Annotated in this window: 18 protein-coding genes; all 18 read right to left on the reverse strand. The window is 43.9% G+C overall.

Annotated features, from left to right (window positions below; translation table 11 throughout):
* Positions 1 to 112: 112 nt before the first annotated feature.
* The 18 genes from MHI27_RS20955 to MHI27_RS21040 all read right to left on the reverse strand — a co-directional run bounded on the left by MHI27_RS20955 (position 113) and on the right by MHI27_RS21040 (position 21,043).
* A complete protein-coding gene (locus MHI27_RS20955; protein WP_405174644.1) occupies positions 113 to 1,783 on the reverse strand; it encodes an extracellular solute-binding protein in 1,671 nt (556 codons plus the stop codon).
* Complete coding sequence (locus MHI27_RS20960) at positions 1,780 to 3,183, reverse strand: response regulator (protein ID WP_405174645.1); 1,404 nt, start codon at positions 3,181 to 3,183, stop codon at positions 1,780 to 1,782. Before MHI27_RS20960 ends, MHI27_RS20955 begins: the two co-directional genes overlap by 4 nt.
* Positions 3,176 to 4,921 carry a sensor histidine kinase gene (locus MHI27_RS20965; protein ID WP_405174646.1) on the reverse strand — a complete coding sequence of 582 codons (1,746 nt, stop codon included), beginning with the start codon at positions 4,919 to 4,921 and terminating at the stop codon, positions 3,176 to 3,178. The genes MHI27_RS20960 and MHI27_RS20965 overlap by 8 nt, the downstream gene beginning before the upstream one ends.
* A gap of 141 nt (positions 4,922 to 5,062) precedes the next feature.
* Positions 5,063 to 6,898 carry an ABC transporter substrate-binding protein gene (locus tag MHI27_RS20970; RefSeq protein ID WP_405174647.1) on the reverse strand — a complete coding sequence of 612 codons (1,836 nt, stop codon included), beginning with the start codon at positions 6,896 to 6,898 and terminating at the stop codon, positions 5,063 to 5,065.
* Positions 6,899 to 6,990: 92 nt separating this feature from the next.
* Positions 6,991 to 7,887, reverse strand: a complete 897-nt coding sequence (locus MHI27_RS20975) for a carbohydrate ABC transporter permease (RefSeq protein WP_339242594.1) — start codon at positions 7,885 to 7,887, stop codon at positions 6,991 to 6,993.
* Between the two features lie 17 nt (positions 7,888 to 7,904).
* Positions 7,905 to 8,864: an ABC transporter permease gene (locus MHI27_RS20980; protein ID WP_405174648.1), complete on the reverse strand. Its 960-nt coding sequence runs from the start codon at positions 8,862 to 8,864 to the stop codon at positions 7,905 to 7,907.
* A 291-nt stretch (positions 8,865 to 9,155) separates the two neighbouring features.
* On the reverse strand, positions 9,156 to 10,694 hold the full coding sequence (locus tag MHI27_RS20985) for an MDR family MFS transporter (protein WP_405174649.1): 1,539 nt from the start codon (positions 10,692 to 10,694) through the stop codon (positions 9,156 to 9,158).
* A gap of 46 nt (positions 10,695 to 10,740) precedes the next feature.
* The gene (locus MHI27_RS20990; protein WP_405174650.1) at positions 10,741 to 11,397 is read right to left on the reverse strand and encodes a hypothetical protein; all 657 of its coding nucleotides are present in this window, start codon (positions 11,395 to 11,397) and stop codon (positions 10,741 to 10,743) included.
* Positions 11,390 to 12,076, reverse strand: a complete 687-nt coding sequence (locus MHI27_RS20995) for a hypothetical protein (protein WP_405174651.1) — start codon at positions 12,074 to 12,076, stop codon at positions 11,390 to 11,392. Before MHI27_RS20995 ends, MHI27_RS20990 begins: the two co-directional genes overlap by 8 nt.
* 11 nt (positions 12,077 to 12,087) lie before the next feature.
* A complete protein-coding gene (locus MHI27_RS21000) occupies positions 12,088 to 12,732 on the reverse strand; it encodes a YhbD family protein (protein ID WP_076284615.1) in 645 nt (214 codons plus the stop codon).
* A 233-nt stretch (positions 12,733 to 12,965) separates the two neighbouring features.
* Entirely contained in the window at positions 12,966 to 13,256 is a 291-nt protein-coding gene (locus MHI27_RS21005; RefSeq protein ID WP_405174652.1) for an HIT family protein, read from the reverse strand.
* Positions 13,243 to 13,788, reverse strand: coding sequence for a hypothetical protein (locus MHI27_RS21010; RefSeq protein WP_405174653.1), 546 nt, complete (start codon positions 13,786 to 13,788; stop codon positions 13,243 to 13,245). Before MHI27_RS21010 ends, MHI27_RS21005 begins: the two co-directional genes overlap by 14 nt.
* Positions 13,789 to 14,207: 419 nt before the next feature.
* Positions 14,208 to 16,055 carry a fibronectin type III domain-containing protein gene (locus MHI27_RS21015; RefSeq protein ID WP_081382895.1) on the reverse strand — a complete coding sequence of 616 codons (1,848 nt, stop codon included), beginning with the start codon at positions 16,053 to 16,055 and terminating at the stop codon, positions 14,208 to 14,210.
* Positions 16,056 to 16,378: 323 nt separating this feature from the next.
* Positions 16,379 to 16,987 carry a 50S ribosomal protein L25 gene (locus tag MHI27_RS21020; RefSeq protein ID WP_052404365.1) on the reverse strand — a complete coding sequence of 203 codons (609 nt, stop codon included), beginning with the start codon at positions 16,985 to 16,987 and terminating at the stop codon, positions 16,379 to 16,381.
* Between the two features lie 209 nt (positions 16,988 to 17,196).
* The gene (locus tag MHI27_RS21025; RefSeq protein ID WP_076284613.1) at positions 17,197 to 18,162 is read right to left on the reverse strand and encodes an ABC transporter ATP-binding protein; all 966 of its coding nucleotides are present in this window, start codon (positions 18,160 to 18,162) and stop codon (positions 17,197 to 17,199) included.
* Positions 18,155 to 19,138 carry an ABC transporter ATP-binding protein gene (locus MHI27_RS21030; protein ID WP_405174654.1) on the reverse strand — a complete coding sequence of 328 codons (984 nt, stop codon included), beginning with the start codon at positions 19,136 to 19,138 and terminating at the stop codon, positions 18,155 to 18,157. Before MHI27_RS21030 ends, MHI27_RS21025 begins: the two co-directional genes overlap by 8 nt.
* An 11-nt stretch (positions 19,139 to 19,149) precedes the next feature.
* Positions 19,150 to 20,073 carry an oligopeptide ABC transporter permease gene (opp4C, locus tag MHI27_RS21035; RefSeq protein WP_156113156.1) on the reverse strand — a complete coding sequence of 308 codons (924 nt, stop codon included), beginning with the start codon at positions 20,071 to 20,073 and terminating at the stop codon, positions 19,150 to 19,152.
* Positions 20,074 to 20,089: 16 nt separating this feature from the next.
* Positions 20,090 to 21,043, reverse strand: coding sequence for an ABC transporter permease (locus tag MHI27_RS21040; RefSeq protein ID WP_339242616.1), 954 nt, complete (start codon positions 21,041 to 21,043; stop codon positions 20,090 to 20,092).
* Positions 21,044 to 21,051: the final 8 nt, after the last annotated feature.

Below are 21,051 nucleotides of genomic sequence, written 5' to 3' on the forward strand. Positions count from 1 at the left end.
AATTCCCTAATTATCGATCATGCTCCCGTTTCCTTGGTGAGGACACTCCACTTTTCCACAATCAGTCCATTCACTCCGCTACTTTTAGAGAAAAACCTATATCATCCCGTGTTCACTTCAATTTTACGGTCTCAGCAACTTCTTTCGTAATCTCATCCCCACCAAGGCTCTTCCATTTCGCTACAAAAACATCAAAGTCACTAAGCGGTGAATCGCCCACAATAATATTCAAAAATGTCTCGCTCTCCAGATTTTGCAGCTCCGTCCATTTGCTCTTCATTAGTAGGGTGTTTCCGTAAAAGACCCCTCGCACTCCCTCAATAGCGGTAGAGGTTAAGACGGCAACTCCATATTTATATGCATTCGCTGCTTTCCAGCCTTCCAGATCTTTCTTTGGTTGTTCCGTGTCCTCCACCCATTGATCATAGATGAGACGGGTATCTGGATTTAATGTATCCGGGTCTATTTTGCCATGCAAAGCTTGCTGGATATCTGCATAATGTTTCTCTATCGCATCCGAATAATCAATTAAAAGGTCAAACGGATAATAAGCACGCAGCTGAATTCCTGTTTGCGCAGAGAAATCATCCAGCTTCTTAACTTCCTCCGAATTAGGGTCTTGTCTTCTCTCAAGTCTTGTAAACACGTTCAACTGCTTCATAATCGCCTCTGGATGCTCAAAACCTTTACGCACAACAAGGTAACGGTCTGTTACCGGAGCCAAATGAGCAACAAACTTACCAGACTCATCAAGTGGAGCAGCATACGCTCTCCATTCTGCCTTCGTATCGAGAGCAACCGCCTCTGACAAAGGATAATACGGCATCCACCACGGGCCAAAGAACATGCCTGATTTCCCTGTAATAATAGGCTCTTGCGTTTCTTTGTAAAGTGCAAAATTAGGGTCCAGCAACCCTCTTTTATACCAATCAGCCAGTTTGGCAAGTGCTTGTTTGGTCTCAGGTGTAATGGATCCATATACAATATTCCCAGCGTTATCCTTGATCCAATTGGTGGGAAAAGCATGTAATGCACTAAACACAGCATCCAGACCATTTACTAATGGCTTTGTCCCATAGATGATATTCTTATAGCCGCTAAGTCCGACCGTATCTCTTTTGCCATTGCCATCGGGGTCTTTCTCAATAAAAGTCTTCGCTATGTTCTCAATATCTTCGAAGGTTTGCGGTGCCTGCAGCTCCAGTTTATCCAGCCAATCCTGACGCACCCAGAGCAGAACAGGCGAATCCGCATCAATGGCTACATTAGGCAATCCGTATAATTTACCGTATCGAGAAGCATCGGATAATGCCTCACCCTGAGTAGAATTGTACATATCCTTAATTAAATCAGAGCCATATACATTGTAGGTCTCTGTAAGATCCTCTATCATGTCATTATCAATGAGTTTCTTCAATTGATCTCGATCAACAACCATCGCATCCGGCAAATCATTGCTATCGATCGCAAGCTGTGCTTTTTGATTAAAAGCATCTTCACCCTTCGCTTCCCAAGAGTGAACTACCTTGATATTCGTAATGCTCTCCAAATAACGGGTGATTGGATTGTTGTCGTTGCTGTCACCTGTATTTAGCCTGGAATCGGGAACCTTAAATCCTACACGAATCACGATTGGATCTTCGTATTTGCTATACGCTATAGAAGCATCTTCGACCTCACCCTGAGGACTTCGAGTAGAATCTACTGTTTTGTTCTGGTCACGGCATGATGTAAGTCCGATCATCATTACAAGTAAGAGGATGGATCTATACAATCTCATCATTGGTCCTTCCCCTCCGCACGATATTCACTCGGGTGCTGACCAATACGTTCTTTGAACAGTCTACTGAAGTAACGGTCATCTTCAAAGCCAGACCTTGAAGCAATCTCACAGACGGGTAATGAAGTCTCCCGCAATAATGATTTAGCCAACTCAAGCCGCATTCCCCGTAAACATTCACCGAATGTCTCCCCGGCAAAACGAGCGAAACATTGACTGAAATAACCACGGCTCATATTAATTTCCGCCGCTACGTCGCTCTGATTGATTTTGTCACCTGCATGGCTCTGCATGTAACGAACTGCGCGAATAAGGCAAGACATCACCTCTTTAGTCAATCCTAGCTCGAGCATTCTCCTTCCCACATGATCAGAAAATCGGCGCAGCCAGGTCTTCCAATGGCACCAGTTCAAATTAAAAGAAATATCCCGTTCCAGTTGAACAGCATCCTCTGACTTCAAAAGTAAAGAACTCCAGCTTTGCAAAAGGGAATGGGCGAACGTTAGAAATCTATCTTGCCTTGGCTTCTGCAGGAGTATGTTCGTTACAAAATTCTCCCATTCGTTTCCATCAATCGTCCACTTGAGATTTTGAGCTTGCACGAATAGATCAGCTTCATCCGGTTTTAAATGGGGAATCGCTATTTCCTTCTTTAGTTCCTCATAATTCAGAAAGGTCAGTTCTTCAGCACTAGAATGATAAAATAGCATATGCCGAAGCTTCGTGGTGAGCTGCTCCTCCAATTCCTGTAGTGACTGATCTCTTAACCCACTGATGAGCGCGGTCTGCCATCTCCCAGAAAGCTGGTTCTTAAGCTCACGCTTCCCCTCCTCTTCCGAGAACCGGTGAAGCAAGGGCGACATCCACATCTCATGAAAGGTAATCAGCGGATTATTCTTCACGAAGGATAGGTGAAATAACTCTTCTTCATTACAGTGGCTGCTTAATGGTAAATAGAGCAGTGCCTTGTCTGCAGCTATCCTTTTACCTTCACCATGAACCAGTGCATCCCTTGTATTGTCCTCCCATTTGATGCGATCGACCAGGCGACGTATAGTCTCGTCCGCATTTTCCATCTCCAATAGAGTTTTGACAATATAATCAACGGCTCCTAAACGCATGGCCTCCTGCACATAGTCAAACTCATGATGGCAAGTAAGCACAACACAGCGAATACCTGCGAAACGCTGCCTTACTAGTTTAATTAGCTCGAACCCAGAAATGCCGGGCATGGTCAAATCTACAAATAACAGATCCACATCCTGTTGTTGAAGTAGCTCCAAGGCCGATTTGCCATCTCCCGCCTCGCCGACAATCACAACCCCTAAGGATGACCAATCAATTAGAGATATGAAGCCTTTCCGCACAAGTCTCTCGTCATCAACCACTACAGCCTTAATCATCGAAGTCCTCCTTACCTTTCCTCGGAATCACGATAGATACAACCGTACCTTCCCCTAGCTTGCTGTACATCTCTAGCTTCATTTGTTCTCCATAGTAGGTTCTGAGCATCCGGTTCACGTACGAGAATCCGATTCCGAGCCCCCGTTTCTTGGCGCCATCCTCTGACAGCAGTTGATCTAACGTATCCACATCCATTCCAGCCCCATTGTCTCTTACACACAGCTGAACTTCTCCTTCACCATGCTCTGTAATCAAGACGTCCACCCTGCCATTATCGCTTAGTCCATGATAAATCGAGTTCTCAACAAGAGGTTGAAGTAAGAATCTGGGGACAGCCACAGACAATACATCCTCATCAGCCTCCACGTTAAATTCGAATTCATAGTCATAACGGATGCGCTGCAGTTCCATATAATTTCGGATCGCTTCAATTTCCTCTCCAAGGGTAACAATGATGCTTTGTTTGCCCAGATTATAATGCAGCACCTTTACAAGAAGAGTAACCAGCTTGTCGATCTCCTTCTGACCGTTAAGCCTTGCCATCCACTGCACCGTATTCAATGTATTATGCAAAAAGTGAGGGTTAATCTGGCTAAGTAGCTTTTCAATCTCGAATTGGCTTTTCTGCTTCTCATTATGGGCTACCGCAACAATCAGCTCATTCACCTGTTTCTTCATCTGCTGGAAGTTACTAAGCACAAAATCAAACTCTTCGACATTCGTGTAGGCAACCGGAGAGGTAACATTTTCCGCCATTCGATTAATTTCAAGGTTAACCTTGCGCAAAGGACCATAAATCTTTTTCCAAATCATCCAAGCCAGAACTCCGGCAAAGAGTAGTGTCGAGAACGCGAGCAGGATCATTTTATAGAACCAAGAATAAATTTCACTGTTGAATTCGGACTTTTTAACTACTGCAATAAGCTTCCATCCCTGTGGACTAGCGTATCGAAACAGATGATATCCGGTAAGTGTTTCATGTGATAGATTAGAGTTGCTTCCAGCAGCTTTGATAATTCCTTGAGGTAATTTACCATCAATGACATAAGTGCTAGTGCCCTGTTGATTCACAAGCAGGTGGTTAACCTTCATTCCGTAAGATTCCTGATTAAATATTTTGCGAAGCAGGCTGTAATTCGTCTCTAAATAAATATATAGCTTATGTTCACCTGGTACGCGTACAATGCGCTGTTCTGAGAACACGAGATTATCGCCGACGGCATACATCGTAGAATGCGGTCCATAATAATCAGCTCCGTTATATCGCATAAAAGAAGGTAACGTACTGATATCGAAATTTCTGCGCGCACTCATATTCGTGAACAGAACCGGATCATCACTGCTTGGCATAATGTAGGCTGTAAGTCCAATGTAGGGATTCGTGAAATTAACGAGGTTGATCTTCTGGTTGATGGAGTTCATCATTTGCGATTTGCGATAAATTTGCTTTTCCTGAATAAATGAGGACATTTCTTCCACAATCTGACCATCCAGCGCAAACTGTTTAGAGGCAAAATCCATATTGTCGATGGCATTCTCCAAGCTAGAGGCTTCCTGTTTCAAGCTTGCACTTATACCATTGCCAATTTTCCCTGAAAGAATAGAGTAAATAGAGGTGTAGGTTACGAATCCTACTAAGAGAAGCGGAAGAAGTGTTCCGATAACTAGATAGATGAATAAGGTATTCCGTAAGGATTTGACAACTGGGGTATGATTACGCTTAAGTACTCTTACCATCCGAATGATCCTCTTCCTTCTTCCTGTAAGCGTTCTATATATATATCAATGTGAGAATACCACATTTATCCTTAATTGAATAGAATAGGGCAGAACAGCCTCCACGCCGCCCCGCCCTATTTGTATTTTTCTAATCACACCTTATTTCACGCTTTTACGAGCCTCGAACAATTCCTCTGCCTTTTTAATCGAGAAATCCATAACTTCGGCATAGCCGAGACCGTTCACCTTATCATGCATTTCTTTATTCAATTTGTCATATTCGGCTTGATCCTTAGCAAAAACCATTTTCCAAGAAATTTGTTGAATGACCGTACCAATTTGTTTGTTCTTTTGCTCCAGTGTTTTGTCCATCATCAATGGTTCTTTTCCAGTGAAGCCTTGTGGTGCTACGGCCAATAGATTATTTTTCTCAAAATACTCTTTAGGCGTCAGAACGCCCATCTTCGCTCTCCAGTCACTATCAAGCTTAGACGGATTACGCTCTAGGGTTGTCGTCCATAGATTGTGATCGTATGGCTCTTTATTGTCTCGATTCACCATCGCCGGAACTACAAAAGAGAAGTTCATTTGATTAGAGCCGTAGTAGTAGTCACCACCACCATATTCTGCAGGCACTTGTGTATTCTGTTGATCGGCATAAGCCTTCCAACCAAAGTCAGTCACGACAGGTTTACCGCTTGCATCCATATCCCAAGTCAGACCTTTAGGTCCGTTAGGCACCGCTGTTCCGCTTCCTGCAGAGATCATTGCACCTTCCGGAGTATACATCCAGTTAATAAATTCCATAATTCTAGCAGGTTCTTTAGCTTTTGCACCGATTGCTATAATACCGTTACCACCGTATACATTGAAGCCAGTGGAATACATCAGCTCATCCTTGAACGGAACTAATGCAAAACCTTTACCTTCTGCTGTTCTTTCCGGTGTATTGTAGTTTGCTGCCCCTAGCCACGGGAACCAAGAGAACAACAGACGACCATCCTTGTATTTCGCTACAACATCGTCGAATTTTTGTGTCATAGAATCTGGATCCACCAGACCCATTTGGTTAGCTTCAAAATACAGTTTGAGCGACTTCATATACCAGCTGTCTTCGGATAAGAAGTCATAATATTTCTCTTCGTCTGCTTTAACATATACAGCGGTATCAGGAATTTCGTCATAGCCCATCATGTTGGCGAACTGTTTCGCCAGTGTCATTTTATAGTTGCCGTCCCAGTCAGACCACATCGAGAAGGCATAGGTTTTCTTTCCTTGCTCATTTTTGGGCTCAAGCTCTTGCATTTTTTTCAGCACGGGCAAATAATCTTCAATCTTTGAAATTTCAGGTGCTCCGATTTGTTGGTAAAGATCCCATCGCAGGTCTGGCCCCCAAGTCATATCTCTCCCTTCAGAAGGTCCAGATGGATTAGAAGCTACGCTGTTTCCGATGCCAAAAACGGATGATCCACCACCAAAAGCAACCTTTGCTTTATCAATCGCTTTTGGGAATGTACTCCCAATGTCTTTTCCGTATTTGTCCAGAAGTCCGTCTTGTGTCCAGTCTAAGAGAAGCTTTCCTTTGATCGCATTTGGATAATGGTTCTTATCATCACCGAAAATAATGATATCTCCAAGATCACCCGATGCCATCATAGCAGAGATTTTGGTATCTCCACCTGTAAGGTTTGAAGCTACAATATCCATCTCAATATTGAACTTATCTTTGATGATTTTGGCAAACCATCCGGTTTGTGGACCCGCATAGTTAGCTGTTGTAGAGAATACGGTCAGCTTCAGCGGCTTGGAATGATCAAGTGCTCCGTCATCCGGTGCTGCTGTTTCTTCCGCCGGCGCATTCGTTGCAGCGGACGTAGGCTTCTCTGTGCTCGTGTTTTTACCCGAGTTAGCCGTATTATTCCCCCCGCCACATGCTGCCAGAACAAAGACCAGGATTACGGATAGCATGACAAGCGATGCTCTTCTTAGTCTCATTGCTTTATACCCTCCCTTTCGTATCTTCACTTATAGTTCAACTCTGCTCCTAGCAGAGGAAAACCCCATTTCGTTACCGATCCGGTAGCCCATTAGCCCTTAACCGCACCGATCATAATCCCTTTGACGAAAAAGCGCTGGAAGAATGGGTAAACGATTAGAATCGGTAATACGACGATCATCGTTACCGTCATCCGTACAGAGGTTGGAGTCTGCATATTCGCTACACTAGCGGCCATATCTGGTGAATTACGAATTAAAGCTGCGAGCGAGCTGGACTCGTTCAAATAACGCCATAACAAGAATTGGAGCGTAAAGTACTTCGTATCTGTCATCAGAAACGCCGTATCAATAAATGAGTTCCACTGATTCACTGCGGAAAAAATCGTAATCGTAGCCAAAATTGGCGTAGTAAGCGGTACAATAATGCTCCAGAACACCCGCATGTAACCAGCGCCATCCATAGACGCTGACTCCTCAAGGGATGGAGGAATGGCCTCAACGAAGGTTTTGACCAGAATGATGTTGAATGGCGTAATAATCGTAGGCAAAATATAAGCCAGATAATTATTGGTCAGATGCAAATTGTGCATTGTAATATACCAAGGGATCAGACCTGCGCTAAAATACATCGTAACCACGACACTCCGGTACCAAATACTTCGGCCCCACATTTCCTTTTTGGTGAACAAATATCCTAAAAAAGCTGAAGACCCCACAGTAAGCAACGTCCCGACAACCGTTCTATACACAGAGACTGTTGCCGCATGTCCTAAACCGCTGATTCTTAGAACCTTACTATAGTTATCAAAATGGATCTGTCTTGGATAAAATTTGATATACCCCGCTGCACTAAGATCATTCGAGCTGATCGTATTGATGAACAAATAATAGAATGGGTAAATGCATGACAGGGTGAACAATCCAAAGAGTGTATAGATCATAATCTGGAAGATAAGTTCTCCAGCCGTTAGTTTTTTCTTTCTCAAATGGGATCACCCCTGACTTAAATGATAGATTCGTCACGCACCATCTTAGACAACGTGTTCGCTGCGAATAGTAGAATTACACTGACAACCGATTTCAACATGCTGACGGCCGTCGCAAAAGGAAAGTTGTTCGCGAAAGCGATGTTGTATACATAAAGATCCAGCACTTCAATAGAATCCTTATTCATCGCATTTTGAAAGGCAAAGTACTGCTCCATCCCGTTATTGACTAGATTACCTATGGAGAGCAGAAGCAGTACAAAAAAGGTTGGAATCAGACCTGGAATGGTGATATGCCAAATTTTGCGGAACCGACTTGCACCATCCACCTCAACAGCTTCGTACAATTCCTGATCAATGCCTGCGATTGCAGCAAGGTAGAGAATAGCACCCCAGCCTAACGATTTCCACCAGTACCAGACGATCATCGTGACCCAAATATTTGAGCTGGAGGCTAAGAAGTTATACCCTTCATCAACCACTCCAAGCTGTACTAAAATGTGAGTGATGACACCGTTATCTACAGAGAACAACGAGAATGCCAATGCATATACCAGAATCCAGCTGATAAAGTTTGGAATCGTGGTTAGTGTCTGCACCAACTTGCGGTACCAGCCTGACTTAATCTCAGTCAACATAATGGCAAAGATCACTGGAAAGATGGATGTAATTAATCCGAGTGAACTCATGGCAAGCGTGTTCTTCAGCACCCGCAGAACCTCTGCGGTCTGCGTCGGATTAGATACAATCGTCTTGAACCATTTCAAACCAACGTAAGGCGTGTCTGACAACGGTATTCCGGGAATGAAATCATAAAAGGCATAAATCCATCCGCTGATCGGCAGATAATAGAAAATAAAGGTGACAACAAGAAATGGAAAAGCCATGAAGAACAACTTATGTTTTTTCTTCATCTTCCAGCGGGATCGATGAACCGGATCGACGCTGGGAAGCAGTTCGCCAGCAGGTACCCCCATATCGGAATCTCCTATACCCAGATTTTGATTACGCTTTCAGAGTATCAGAATCTGAGCTTCTGGCGAGATAGAGAGCAGAACGCCTTATCAGGGAAACCGTCAGATACTTGTGAACCAGATTCGCAGTACAATCGACCATTTTCTACCTGTTTGTGGGACTAGTGATGGAGGGCATATATGTCTTTAGACAAAAAACGACCACCACTTAGGAAGTACCCGAAGTGGTGGTCGTTTTTTTATATGTCTATTTTCACTGAAACATAATCAAACGAATATTATCTAGTCTACATGCTAATGCCCAGACGCTTGAACATCCCCCTCCGCAGAGGCATCCATCTTCTGACGTCCCATATAGAACGAAGCCAATAATGCTAAAGCAGCGGGAATTACCGCCCAAGCAAAGGTGTTTACAATGGATGAGGATAACCCAGCTGTAATCTTACCCAGAATTTCAGGTGGAATGAGCGCCCTAGTCTCAGGTGAGAGCAAAGCATGCGGATCTTTAAAATCCATAGCTCCCGCCGGAGCCGCTCCTCCACCATTAGCCGAGAGTAGCTTGGTAAGACTGCCTGAGAAATAGTGACTTTGAATGATACCGAAGGTGGTAATGCCTATGGTCATGCCCAGTGAACGAATGAAATTCAGCGTTGCGCTGGCAGAGCCACGTTGCTGTGCCGTCAATCCATGAATAGATGCCGTACTTAGCACTGAGAATGAAGCACCAATCCCTAGCCCAATTAAAATCATATATAAAGTAACAAGCAGTCGTGAAGCATCCGGCGTGAGTGTCGCTACAAGTCCAGTACCGATCACCAAAAGTGCGAATGTAGGAATCAGCAGGCTGCGGTAACTGGTTTTTGACATCAGAAATCCGCCCATCGTAGCTGTAACCACTGAGCCAACCATCATTGGTAGCAATACAAGTCCTGAATTTGTAGCTGATCCGCCCAATACCCCTTGAATAAAGATCGGAATATACACAGAAGCCACAATAAAGGCTGCACCGCTAAATAGTGCACAGATAATGCTCACCGCGTATAATCTTTTTTTAAACAAAGCAAAGGAAATAATCGGTTCTTTCGCTCTAGTCTCTACAACAAGAAACACTGCTGCAAGGATGGCAAAGGCTGCAAATAAACCAAAAATCATGGAAGAATTCCAAGCATACTCTTTCCCGCCTAGCTCCAGCGCAAACATTAAGCAAATGACTGAACCAAGCAGCGTACCCGCGCCCAACCAGTCAATGGGCTGTTTAGAATGCTCATGCGATTCTTTATAAAAGAATACGACCATCGCAAAAGCCAACAGTCCAAGGGGTAAGTTAATATAAAATATCCACTGCCAAGCAATATGATCGGTAATATACGCACCCAGTAATGGACCAAATATACTCGACAATCCAAATACTGCTCCGAATGCCCCGCCGAGCTTGCCCCGCGTCTCCAGCGGAACAGCATCGAACATGATGGCAAAAGCGATTGGCACCAGCGCCCCACCACCAATGCCCTGAATAGCCCGGTACGCAGCTAACTGAGTTATTGTATCAGCCGTTCCACAGAGAGCCGAACCCGCCATGAATACGATAATTCCAAAAATAAAAAACTTCTTACGACCATACATATCAGACAGCTTGCCGAAAATGGGCATACCCGCCATCTCGGCTACGAGATAGGCTGATGTCACCCAGACAAATTTGTCCATTCCGCCAAGCTCCCCAACAATATTACCCATTGCAGTTGCAACGATGGTGCTGTCCATGGAGGCCATAAGAATTCCTAATAGGAGACCTGCGATTACAATACCCAGATTGGGCGATTTGGCAGCACTCATATGTTCCACTCCTCTTTTTCTCAAAAAAATGATTATACAATTCTCTTTATATCTTCACTTGATGCTTCACTGTTGCGTGCTTATGAACTTCTAGTGTATCGCGGAATTCCACCGTTTCAATTTCACAATCCGGACCAATGATTACACGTTCTCCCCTTACCATATTAGCCTTTGTATTGACCAGATCAATAACATCGCCTTCGATTAGCCCCGCTTCAAACAGTATTTTCGAAGTTGGCTTCATCATATGCAGCAGTCTTCCAGTTTTACTCTTCTTAATGGTTAAGATACTGCCCCCAACCTCCTTCGCACTACTTGGACCAAACAATTTAATCTCCAAATGCTCAGCACTAAGTAATCCAGCTACGCTTAAGGCACCGGAAATTTGCAATTTTTCCCCTTCACAATCACCCTTCACATCCAAATTTCCGTAGAGATGAAGCTCATCGATTTTTACGGAGACTGCTTTTATTTCACCCTGTCCACGTAAGGAATCCCCTTCAAGATTACCCTCGAGTGCAATTTCGCCAGTGATTTTCATTTGCTTCATATGCAGATTTCCAGCTATATTGGCATTTCCAGTCAGATTCATCTTTTCGCAATTCACATCTCCAGCGAATTTGCATTCTCCAGTGATCTTAACATCTTTGAAAGAACCACCGGCTGAAGATGTCGTTCCAATTATTTTCAGATTATCATTCACCGACCTTCTCCACCTTTCCAACCTTAGCCTCTGGATGCACTGTAATTTGTTCGCGATACTCTACCCGTCCGAGTGTACAGCCTGGGCCAATAATGACAATATTTCCTCTGATGATATCCGCAGTTGTATATTCTACATCTATAAAATCTCCCTCGATCGTTCGAGCACATAGCTCAGGTCGAAGTTTAGGGATGATTCCGCTAAACATCTTACTCCAAAACCCATTATTCACTTGCCGTATCACGAGGCTTTCCACACCAATTTCATTAGCCTTCCCTTGACTCTGCAGTTTGAAATCCACATGACCGGCACTTAGTAAACCACCAACACTAAAGCTACCTTCACCTACAAAATCCTCAAGTTCACAATCCCCTTTGACACTCACCATTCCGTTAAGGGTACAGCTTTCACCTCGAAAACTCTTACCTACATTAAGAACCCCATCCACCTTTAGGGTACCAAAACGCATATTACCCATCACTTTGATGACCCCGTTGCATTCTGCTTCTTCTGCTGTGAGATCATCATTCAAATTCATATGCCCATTTCCTTTAAACATTCGCGCCACGATCGGTCCGACTACTTTACCTACACCATCCATGTTTACGTTGTTGTAAGTACCTCCGGCCCCACCACTAACCCCGTTTATTATCAAATCAGGCAGCTGATGTTTGTCCATTACTCTTCCTCCTATTCAACAAGCTTGTAGGCAAGCTTACCTTTCAATTGTTCGATCAAATCTGCATATGTCATTTTACTGACTAATCTAACCCCTTCATCAAACCATAACTCCGCAGGCGCTTGTGCCAGAATGAAAGATGAAACCCCCATTTTCCGGACAAAAAACAACTCCCAGCTTCCACTCTCGAGCCTTGAAACTTTCTCCTGCAAAGTGCGAAACAGAAGCTCCGCCTCCTCCATACTCATTTCCCCAGCACTAAGCAGGCGGTCTACAGCGAATAAATGAACGAGCTCCTCAAAAGTATATTTACTTTCATCACCGAGACTTTCTCCAAATTTCCTCAGTGTTGTTGTCGAAACAATGTTACGTTCTATAATTTCCTTAGCAGTTAAACTCACCTTCTCAAAGGATGCCTTATCCGATAGCTTATCAGCCATTTCATCCAAAGAAAGCCCATCTTTCATATTCACAATGTTGTGAATTCGCGACAAGATCATCTCTTTAGGAAAAAAAGTCTCTTGTCCAGTAAAGGTAGATTTGCGAATAAACCATTCCTCGGGGATTAACTGCTTCCTTTTCCAGCGGTACAATTGCCCATATGAAATACCGGTTAAATCCAGTAGTTGCTTCTTCGAAATCAAATCATCTTCCATATGCGATCACTCCTCGAAAACATCGTAACATAACACTGTTACGTTGTAAATAAAACACTCCTCCTTAAATCTCCTACTGCAACAAATCATTGCATTAAAGTTTCCCTCCAAGATTTTACGACACAAGAAAAGAGTGAACCTCCGTCTAGAGGAGGATCTTCGCTCTTTTACCCTCACTGTATTCTTTGATTTAAGCTAGGCATATTAATTTATGACAAAAAGAGAAGGAGTCTTTATCGACTCCTTCTCTTTTCCTCACTTAATGTCTTCAGAATCTTTTTTTGGGTTTGGCTTAATCGTTTTTCAGCACCATGTGGGTGTAATGGTTCACCCCAGATAAATCCATCACCTTCGTACCTCGGAATGAGATGCATATGGTAATGGGTAAGGTCGTTAAACTTCCCTCCATCTTGACAAATTCTTATACCGTCAGGTTTAAACAAGCTCTTCAAAGCAATTGAAAGTTTTTCCGAAGCATCCATGATAGCATAAGCAGTCTCTGACTCCATCCTATTTATTTTCATTTACTGCTTGTTGAGCAATGCTTAGAATTGTATCCTCATCCAAACTGTTGAACTTTAAAGTGATTGAACCTTTTGAAGTATTGAATGCTAAAAACGTATAATCACTTTTTTTTATTTTTTGCACCTGATTGCCGCTAATATCAATAATATCAGCATCGTTCAAATCAACTTGAGTATTGCTATAGGTTATTTCAATGAGTGTTTCTCCTTGATAAGGTCCGTAGATGATTTCTCTTTCATTGGACGCTTTTTGTTCCTTTGTTAACTTCTCCTGTTTCCCTTTGTTTTTCGTATATGTGACTAAAACTTCTTGATTATCTCCAATAAAGTTGCCTTGTTTGTCCTTTGGAGGGAATTTATGTTGTACATAACTAACTTCATATCCATCCAGTGTAGGGATACTAAATGATGATCCTAATGCACTAACCTGCACCTGCGCTTTAGCTAATTCATCGTTGGAACCAGCCTTTTGACATCCTGATATTAAAAATATAATTGCAGCAATAAAAAATAAAAATCCAGATTTGTTCATGAAATCACCTCTAATTATTTGAATTAATACTAATGGAAAACCTTGTTAGTTCGTAGATATACTTCAGTAACATTCCTCTTAATCCCTTTAATATCCCTAAATATGGAAGCACTATATATACGTTGTAAAAGTAAATTTGTTGCACTAAACCCCTCGTCCATTTCGACGATACCTTGGAATGATTCCGTTGGAATTTACTTCATTTCCTTCAAATCCAATGGGTAATCAACTCCTTACCATAGTGTCATCTTAATAACAGAACAAACGTTCGTAAAACTTAAATATCAACAATATGATTTAACATAGCCTAAAACAAAGAAAAGAAAGCCCTCCCGAGCCAATACTATGGCATCTGGGACAGCCTTCTTTATTTCACTTGCTCTATCTACAAATCTTATCGTTTAAGTCTTTCATTAACCTTACTGCACATAGGTATAATGCGCTGAATCATATTGTGGACCGGATTTCTCATAAGTGAACCAGTACTCAATGCTGCTGCCAGCACTTAACCCACTCACCGTCTGCTCCCATGTACCTGAGCTGTTGGTCATCCGGTAATTAAGTTGTGGCCCCCCGTTAACCTTATAATGCACATCTACATAAAGAGCACTGGTCACAGGTGTAATATAAATGCTCGCTTCTGTTGAAGAAAGTCTCGTTACCCCTGCTGTAAAGTCAGCCGTCACATGATCACCGCCTCCGCTGCCTCCAGTGGGATTTGTAGTAACTGTTGCGGCATTACTAGCGGATGATAGATTACCCGCTGCATCCGTAGCTTTTACTGTAAACGTATAGGCTGTGCTTGGAGTTAGTCCAGTAACAGTAGCTGTAGTATCTGCCACAGAGGCTACCTGCTGTGTTCCACGATAAACAAGATATCCCGTTACACCAACATTATCAGTTGAAGCAGACCAACTCATGTTAACTGCTGTATCCGTCTTGCTGGTTACTGTCAGATTAGCAGGTGCAGTAGGTGCTGTCGTATCTCCAGTATTACCACCACCCGTCAAGTATTGACCTGTGAATGGATTAAACCGGTGTAGTGATAGAATTAACCAACCCGTGCTGGACACGCAGTTTTGCTGTGCCATCACCCAATAGCTGTTGCTGGTCCCTTTCAGCGAATAGGGGATTCCCCCTAGTGAAGCGCCGCTTGTGCCTTGCTTTTTAATAATTTCAGTGTTAATGGCATCCGCTTTGGATACATTGCCTTGCATAAAGTAGGCGAGCGACATAAATGCACTTCCTTCAAACCATACATCAGCACCCGTATTACCGATTTGATTCCCGTTATCGTCATATGCGGGTAAAACTTCATCCGTCCAGTCAAAATCATAGCCGGTCAGCGTATTCCCAGCATCATTGTAAGTAAGCGTCTGCTTGTAACGCGGATTTGCAAGGGTCCCCGGGGTGCCGGAGGCATTTTCCACATAAGTTAAGCTTGCACCGTAGTTATGGGTGCCGGATACTCCTAAGGCCAATACTCCCCATGGATTCACGTCCAATGGAATTTTAGGGTCGATCAAATTCGTATCGTTTTTCCAGCCTCCCTTGAAGCGTTTGACACTGTCATCCCACACATAATTATCCAGGAATGTTTTCACTCCAGAAGCTGCACTGTTATACGTGGCTGCCTTGGAGGAATCTACCGAAGCATAATACTGCAGCACCCGGTAAATATCGATATTGTGCTCGGTAGAGCTCCAAGGCTCATCAGAGTTACTCCAAGCACTCCATCCTCCTGCGATACTGCCATTTGCTTTTTTATACTGTAAGCTCCAATCGAGCGCTTTGAGCGCCATCGGACGATATCGCGTGTCATTATATTGCTTTTCATAAGCCATAGCTGCCATTGCCATCCATACAACCGGCCCCACATGTTTACGAATTTCTTCTCCGTAGCCATTGTTATACCAATAAGAGTTCAGCCAGAAGCCCGAAGGGTCCTGAATGTCCCGCATTTTGTTCAACACCTGCTCTGCCCGTGCCCGCTCACCTTTTACAATAAAGGCAATGGCTGCAACAGCTTGATCATACGTGTATACAATCTGTTTGGGGTTGTTTGGACCCCAGAAATCCTCAAAGCTATCTACCAAGCCTTCAAAAGCATATCCCGCTGTTGCATCCTGCTGGGCCTTCAACCAGATTAAAGCACGATTTGAAGCATCACTTGTGGCATCTGCACTCGCTTTTCCACCAAAAGGTAGAGCTACCCCAAGCACCAACAGACTTGTCATTAAGATCGAAAACAGCTTCCTCATCTTCATAACTTTCCTCCTCATAATCATGATGAACTGGGCAATGAGAGTTCTTTGAAGCATAATACTAAAGCGTTTTCAAACAGCGACAACAGGAACTTTTGAATTCTTTACCATGGTAATTGTCCTCATTTTCAGCCTTCGCGGCCTATTCGTCAACGATTTTCTGTAAAATTTTAACTAAATGAGGCGAAACAACCATAAATCCCATTTAAGAAACTATACGAAAGACCGCACTTATTTTATTAATTCGTGTTCACGAAGACAAAACAAAAAGAGCAGACAGCTCCTTGGGTAGGATTCTATCTGCTCTTTATGATTTAATCACTATTCTATTCTGCTTTATCTTCACCAGAAGCTTCGACTGCAGCTGGTTCAGCAGCATCTTCATCGGTTGGCTCTTGAGCTGCTGGAGGTGCGATCCGGACAATCAAAGTGTCCTCAGGCGTCAATACTTCCCAGCCTTCATGCTTCGGAAGATCAGACACCAGCAATTGATCACCAATATCTAGTCCACTGAGATCCACCTCAAAGGATGCCGTTAATTTATCTGGAAGTGTGCGAATATCCAGCTCATGCAATTCAATTTGCTGCACGCCGCCACTCTTCACACCTACTGGATCACCTGTAAAGTGGAATGCCACTTTTGTATCCAATTTAGCCTTCATATCAATTTGTTGAAAATCAATATGCAGCAGTTGTTTGGATACTGGCTGGCGCTGGATTTCTTGGATGACAACGTTCTTTTTACCCGAGTCTGGTAATTCCAAGGTTAATACTGCCCGAGGGTTATTAGCCAAAATCCCGGTAATTGTCTTAGCATCCGCTGTAAAGGACTGGCTATCTGAACCTGCACCGTACACGACTACCGGTACAAAGCCTTTTCTGCGCTGTGAAGAAGTCGAGCCGGATCTTTCTGTCAAACGTACTGTTGTATTCACGATGATTCCTCCTAAGTAGGGATTTTATACTAGACCGATTAGATATGTACGTCTAACCTAACCACTCTCTATTACCCCATTAACCTGGCTTCGAAACCCTTAAAAATTTTTGAGCACAGGCAAAAATAAGGTCAAATTGTATTATTATACAATTCAACTTTAATTATTCAAGACTTAGGAGCGAATCATCATTGTATCTTTGACAGCTATCAGACCAAATGACAAGCTACAAAATGGTTATTGCCGGCATCCCGGAATACCGGGATTTCAGATCTGCAAACCTCTTGTGCATAGGGACACCGGGTATGAAATTTACAACCGGAAGGCGGGTTCACTGGGCTCGGGATATCCCCCTTAAGGACAATTCTTTCCCTTTTCAGCTTGGGAATAGGTATTGGAACAGCTGATAGCAATGCCTTGGTATACGGATGGAGCGGATTCTTAAATAATTCATCTCTAGAAGCCGTCTCCATCATAGATCCCAGATACATAACACCGATTCTTGAACATAAATGCTCAACCACACTCAAATCATGGGAGATAAACAAATAGGTTAGCCCACGGCTCTGCTGCAGTTTACTGAATAAATTAATAATCTGTGCTTGGATGGATACATCCAAGGCCGAGACTGGCTCGTCTGCAATGATTAGCTCAGGATTCAGCACAAGCGCACGCGCGATTCCGATCCGTTGTCGCTGTCCTCCTGAGAATTCATGCGGGAAGCGATCAATATGATAAGAGGATAAACCACATGCCTCAAGCGCCTCAAGTACCCGATCACGAACCTCTGATTTTGAGCATAACCCATGATCCAGTAAAGCTTCTCCGATAGCATCACCTATGCGGACCCGAGGGTTAAGTGAGCTATACGGGTCTTGAAAGATTAGCTGCATTTGGGGTCTGATATTTCGCAATTCAGCGGGAGACAAAGAATGAATGTCTATCCCTTTGAATTTGATCTCTCCTGCCGTTTTATCCGTTAGCCGTAAAATCGTCCGTCCGACCGTACTCTTTCCGCTCCCGGATTCTCCTACAAGCCCAAACGTCTCCCCTGGCTGAAGCGTGATGCTAATATCATCAACAGCCTTTACATGCCCAACCGTCCGGTTAAGCAATCCCTTAGTGACAGGGAAATATTTCTTCAGATGATTGACCTCAAGCAGTGCCTCAGGCATGAACAACCGCCTCCTCATACAACCAGCAAGCTACCTTTTGTCTGCTGACCACTTCTTTAAGCTGGGGCTGCTGGCTGACACATACAGGCATGCAATGCTCACAGCGGTCATGAAAATAACAAGAGGGTACCAGCTCTAGCGGATTTGGCACTTGACCTGGTATGGAATACAGCTCATCCTGCCGCTGATTGATAACTGGCTTCGATTTGAGCAGCCCTTTCGTATAAGGGTGTTTGGGATTGTTGAACAATTCAACAACCTCCCCCTCCTCCACAATCTTTCCGGAGTACATAACAATCACGTAATCAGCCATCTCCGCGACTACACCCAGATCATGGGTGATTAATAGAATAGACATGCCGGAGTTGTCTTTAATTTCACGAAGCATATCCAGAATTTGTGCTTGAATCGTTACATCCAGCGCCGTTGTCGGTTCATCTGCAATCAATAACTTTGGACTGCATGCGATAGCAATAGCGATCATTATCCGCTGCAGCATCCCTCCACTTAATTCATGTGGATAACTATCAGCAATTTGCTCAGGTCGTGATATGCCTACCTGTTTTATTAGTTCAATCGCCCGGATACGCGCCTGCTTCTTATTCATCTTCAAATGCACGATCAACGGCTCCATAATTTGTTCACCGATCTTGATTACAGGATTAAGAGAGGACATGGGCTCCTGGAATATCATCGCGATCTCGTTGCCACGGATGGCTCGCAGTGTGTTTTTGTCCATTTGCAACAAATCTTCACCCTGAAAATCAATTTTGCCATGGGCAACCTTGCCCCCTGGCTCTTCAACAAGACCCATGATGGACATCGCAGTTACACTTTTGCCGCAGCCCGATTCTCCGACGATACAGACCGTCTCTCCTTCACGGACACGGAAGCTTACATCATCAACGGCTTTCACTTTTCCTTCTTCCGTGAAGAAGTATGTACTTAGACCGTCTATATTCATTAAATCACTCATGTGAGGGTCACCTACCTCTTCTGTTTAGGATCAAGTACGTCCCGGAGTCCGTCACCAAAAATATTGATCGCGATTACTGTCGCGAAGATGGATAGCCCAGGCGGAATCCACAGCCACGGCCGATCCTTGAAGTCGATCATATTATTCGCTGCGTCAATCATATTGCCCCAGGTTGGCGTTGGCGGCATAACACCTAGCCCAAAAAAGCTAAGAACCGATTCACTCAGAATAGCACCACCGATGTTGAGCGTTGCCATAACGATCAGCAGCGGGATAATGTTCGGCAGCAAATGGTTAAATAATTTACGGCGATCCCGAAGGCCTAATACTACAGCTGCTTGCATAAACTCACGTTCTCGCAGACTAAGCATTTGCCCCCGTACCATACGCGCCATACCTGGCCAGCTCACAATGCTGAGCATAAGCATAACGATATACATCCGGTAGTCCGTTGGAATCTTCCACTCCGATAATAATGCTCCAAAAATAAAGAGCAGCGGCAAACTCGGAACCGTCAATAGAAGATCCGCAATCCGCATTATGATTTGATCGGCGATTCCGCGGTAATACCCAGCTATGGCTCCCAAAAGAGCCCCGATAAACACTGAAAGAACCATTGATGCCAGTCCTACCGTTAGTGAAATGCGTCCTGCCTGCATCACCCGGGTCAAAATATCTCTGCCCAGCGCGTCAGTGCCAAGCCAATGCTTCATATCAGGGGCCTTGTTCATCAGTGCCATATTTATTTTGTTATCCGTATAGGGTGAGAACAGCGGGCCAATAAAACAAAGCGCAAACATAAAGATCACTACCACAAACCCGGATACCGCCAGCTTGTTCTTCAGCAACCTCCGAAGGGATTGCCGGAATAAAGAGGATTTTCCTTTGGTGGTCTGGGGTTTCGAGATACCCGCTACATTACTTTGAACTGCCACGTCAGCTTCCTCCTCTCTATAGCCGAACTCTAGGATCGGCAATCCGGTACAAAACATCCGAAAGCAACGTTCCTATGACGGTAAGTATGGCAATAAACATCGTAAAGCCCATCAGCAAAGGATAATCCCTAAGTCCGAAGGACTGCATATACAGCTGGCCAATCCCAGGCCAATTGAATATTTTTTCAATAATAAGTGATCCGCCAAATAGTGCTGGAAGCTCGAAACCAACCAGTGTAATTGCGGGCAGCAAGGCATTACGTAAGGCGTGTGTAAATAGCACCTTTCGTTCTTTTAAGCCTTTGGCACGGGCGGTGCGGATATAATCCTGTTTTAAGACATCGATCATATTACTGCGGAAATAACGGGTGAGTGAGCCCAATCCAAGTAGAGTCATAACAACAACCGGAAGGGTCATATGCGTTACAATCTCCTTAAAATACGCCAGACCCGTAGCATTACTACCTGTCGTGATTATTCCACCCGGAGGGAGCCACTTGAGATCGACGGCCAGGATTTTGATCAGGAATAAGCCTATAAAAAATGACGGCAGTGACATTGCTGCGAATATAGCGATCATCACGAGAGTATCGAACCATGAATATTGCTTATAGGCTGAAATCACACCAATAATAACTGCAATCACCCACGTCAGAAACGTGGAAACGGCAGCCAGTAGAAAGGAATTCCAAATATAATCATTAAAAAGCTGCAGCACAGGCTTTTGTTGGGCTAAGGAATACCCGAAATCGCCATGCAGCGCATTCTTCATCCAGATTCCATACCGCTCAAGCATCGGCTTGTTCAAGCCGTAGATCTCACGCAGCTCAGCTTTACGTTCTGCAGTCAATTTGATATTTCCAGTTATGAAATCGCCGGGGGTTGATGCATACAGGCAGAAGATCAATAATGATGCCGCAAATAAGATAATGACCATGTACAACAGTCTTTTCGATAAATAAGCGCTCATGACAGACT

This window comes from Paenibacillus sp. FSL H8-0261 (assembly GCF_045040645.1).
GTDB lineage: Bacteria > Bacillota > Bacilli > Paenibacillales > Paenibacillaceae > Paenibacillus_AQ.

Coding starts and splice junctions, on each gene's coding strand:
- MHI27_RS21000 (WP_076284615.1), bottom strand. CDS start 12,732: ATGGAAGATGATTTGATTTCGAAGAAGCAACTACTGGATTTAACCGGT.
- MHI27_RS21005 (WP_405174652.1), bottom strand. CDS start 13,256: ATGAAAATAAATAGGATGGAGTCAGAGACTGCTTATGCTATCATGGAT.
- MHI27_RS20970 (WP_405174647.1), bottom strand. CDS start 6,898: ATGAGACTAAGAAGAGCATCGCTTGTCATGCTATCCGTAATCCTGGTC.
- MHI27_RS20955 (WP_405174644.1), bottom strand. CDS start 1,783: ATGATGAGATTGTATAGATCCATCCTCTTACTTGTAATGATGATCGGA.
- MHI27_RS21010 (WP_405174653.1), bottom strand. CDS start 13,788: ATGAACAAATCTGGATTTTTATTTTTTATTGCTGCAATTATATTTTTA.
- MHI27_RS21040 (WP_339242616.1), bottom strand. CDS start 21,043: ATGAGCGCTTATTTATCGAAAAGACTGTTGTACATGGTCATTATCTTA.
- MHI27_RS20995 (WP_405174651.1), bottom strand. CDS start 12,076: ATGGACAAACATCAGCTGCCTGATTTGATAATAAACGGGGTTAGTGGT.
- MHI27_RS20980 (WP_405174648.1), bottom strand. CDS start 8,864: ATGGGGGTACCTGCTGGCGAACTGCTTCCCAGCGTCGATCCGGTTCAT.
- MHI27_RS21025 (WP_076284613.1), bottom strand. CDS start 18,162: ATGCCTGAGGCACTGCTTGAGGTCAATCATCTGAAGAAATATTTCCCT.
- MHI27_RS20965 (WP_405174646.1), bottom strand. CDS start 4,921: ATGGTAAGAGTACTTAAGCGTAATCATACCCCAGTTGTCAAATCCTTA.
- MHI27_RS20960 (WP_405174645.1), bottom strand. CDS start 3,183: ATGATTAAGGCTGTAGTGGTTGATGACGAGAGACTTGTGCGGAAAGGC.
- MHI27_RS21015 (WP_081382895.1), bottom strand. CDS start 16,055: ATGAAGATGAGGAAGCTGTTTTCGATCTTAATGACAAGTCTGTTGGTG.
- MHI27_RS21030 (WP_405174654.1), bottom strand. CDS start 19,138: ATGAGTGATTTAATGAATATAGACGGTCTAAGTACATACTTCTTCACG.
- MHI27_RS20985 (WP_405174649.1), bottom strand. CDS start 10,694: ATGAGTGCTGCCAAATCGCCCAATCTGGGTATTGTAATCGCAGGTCTC.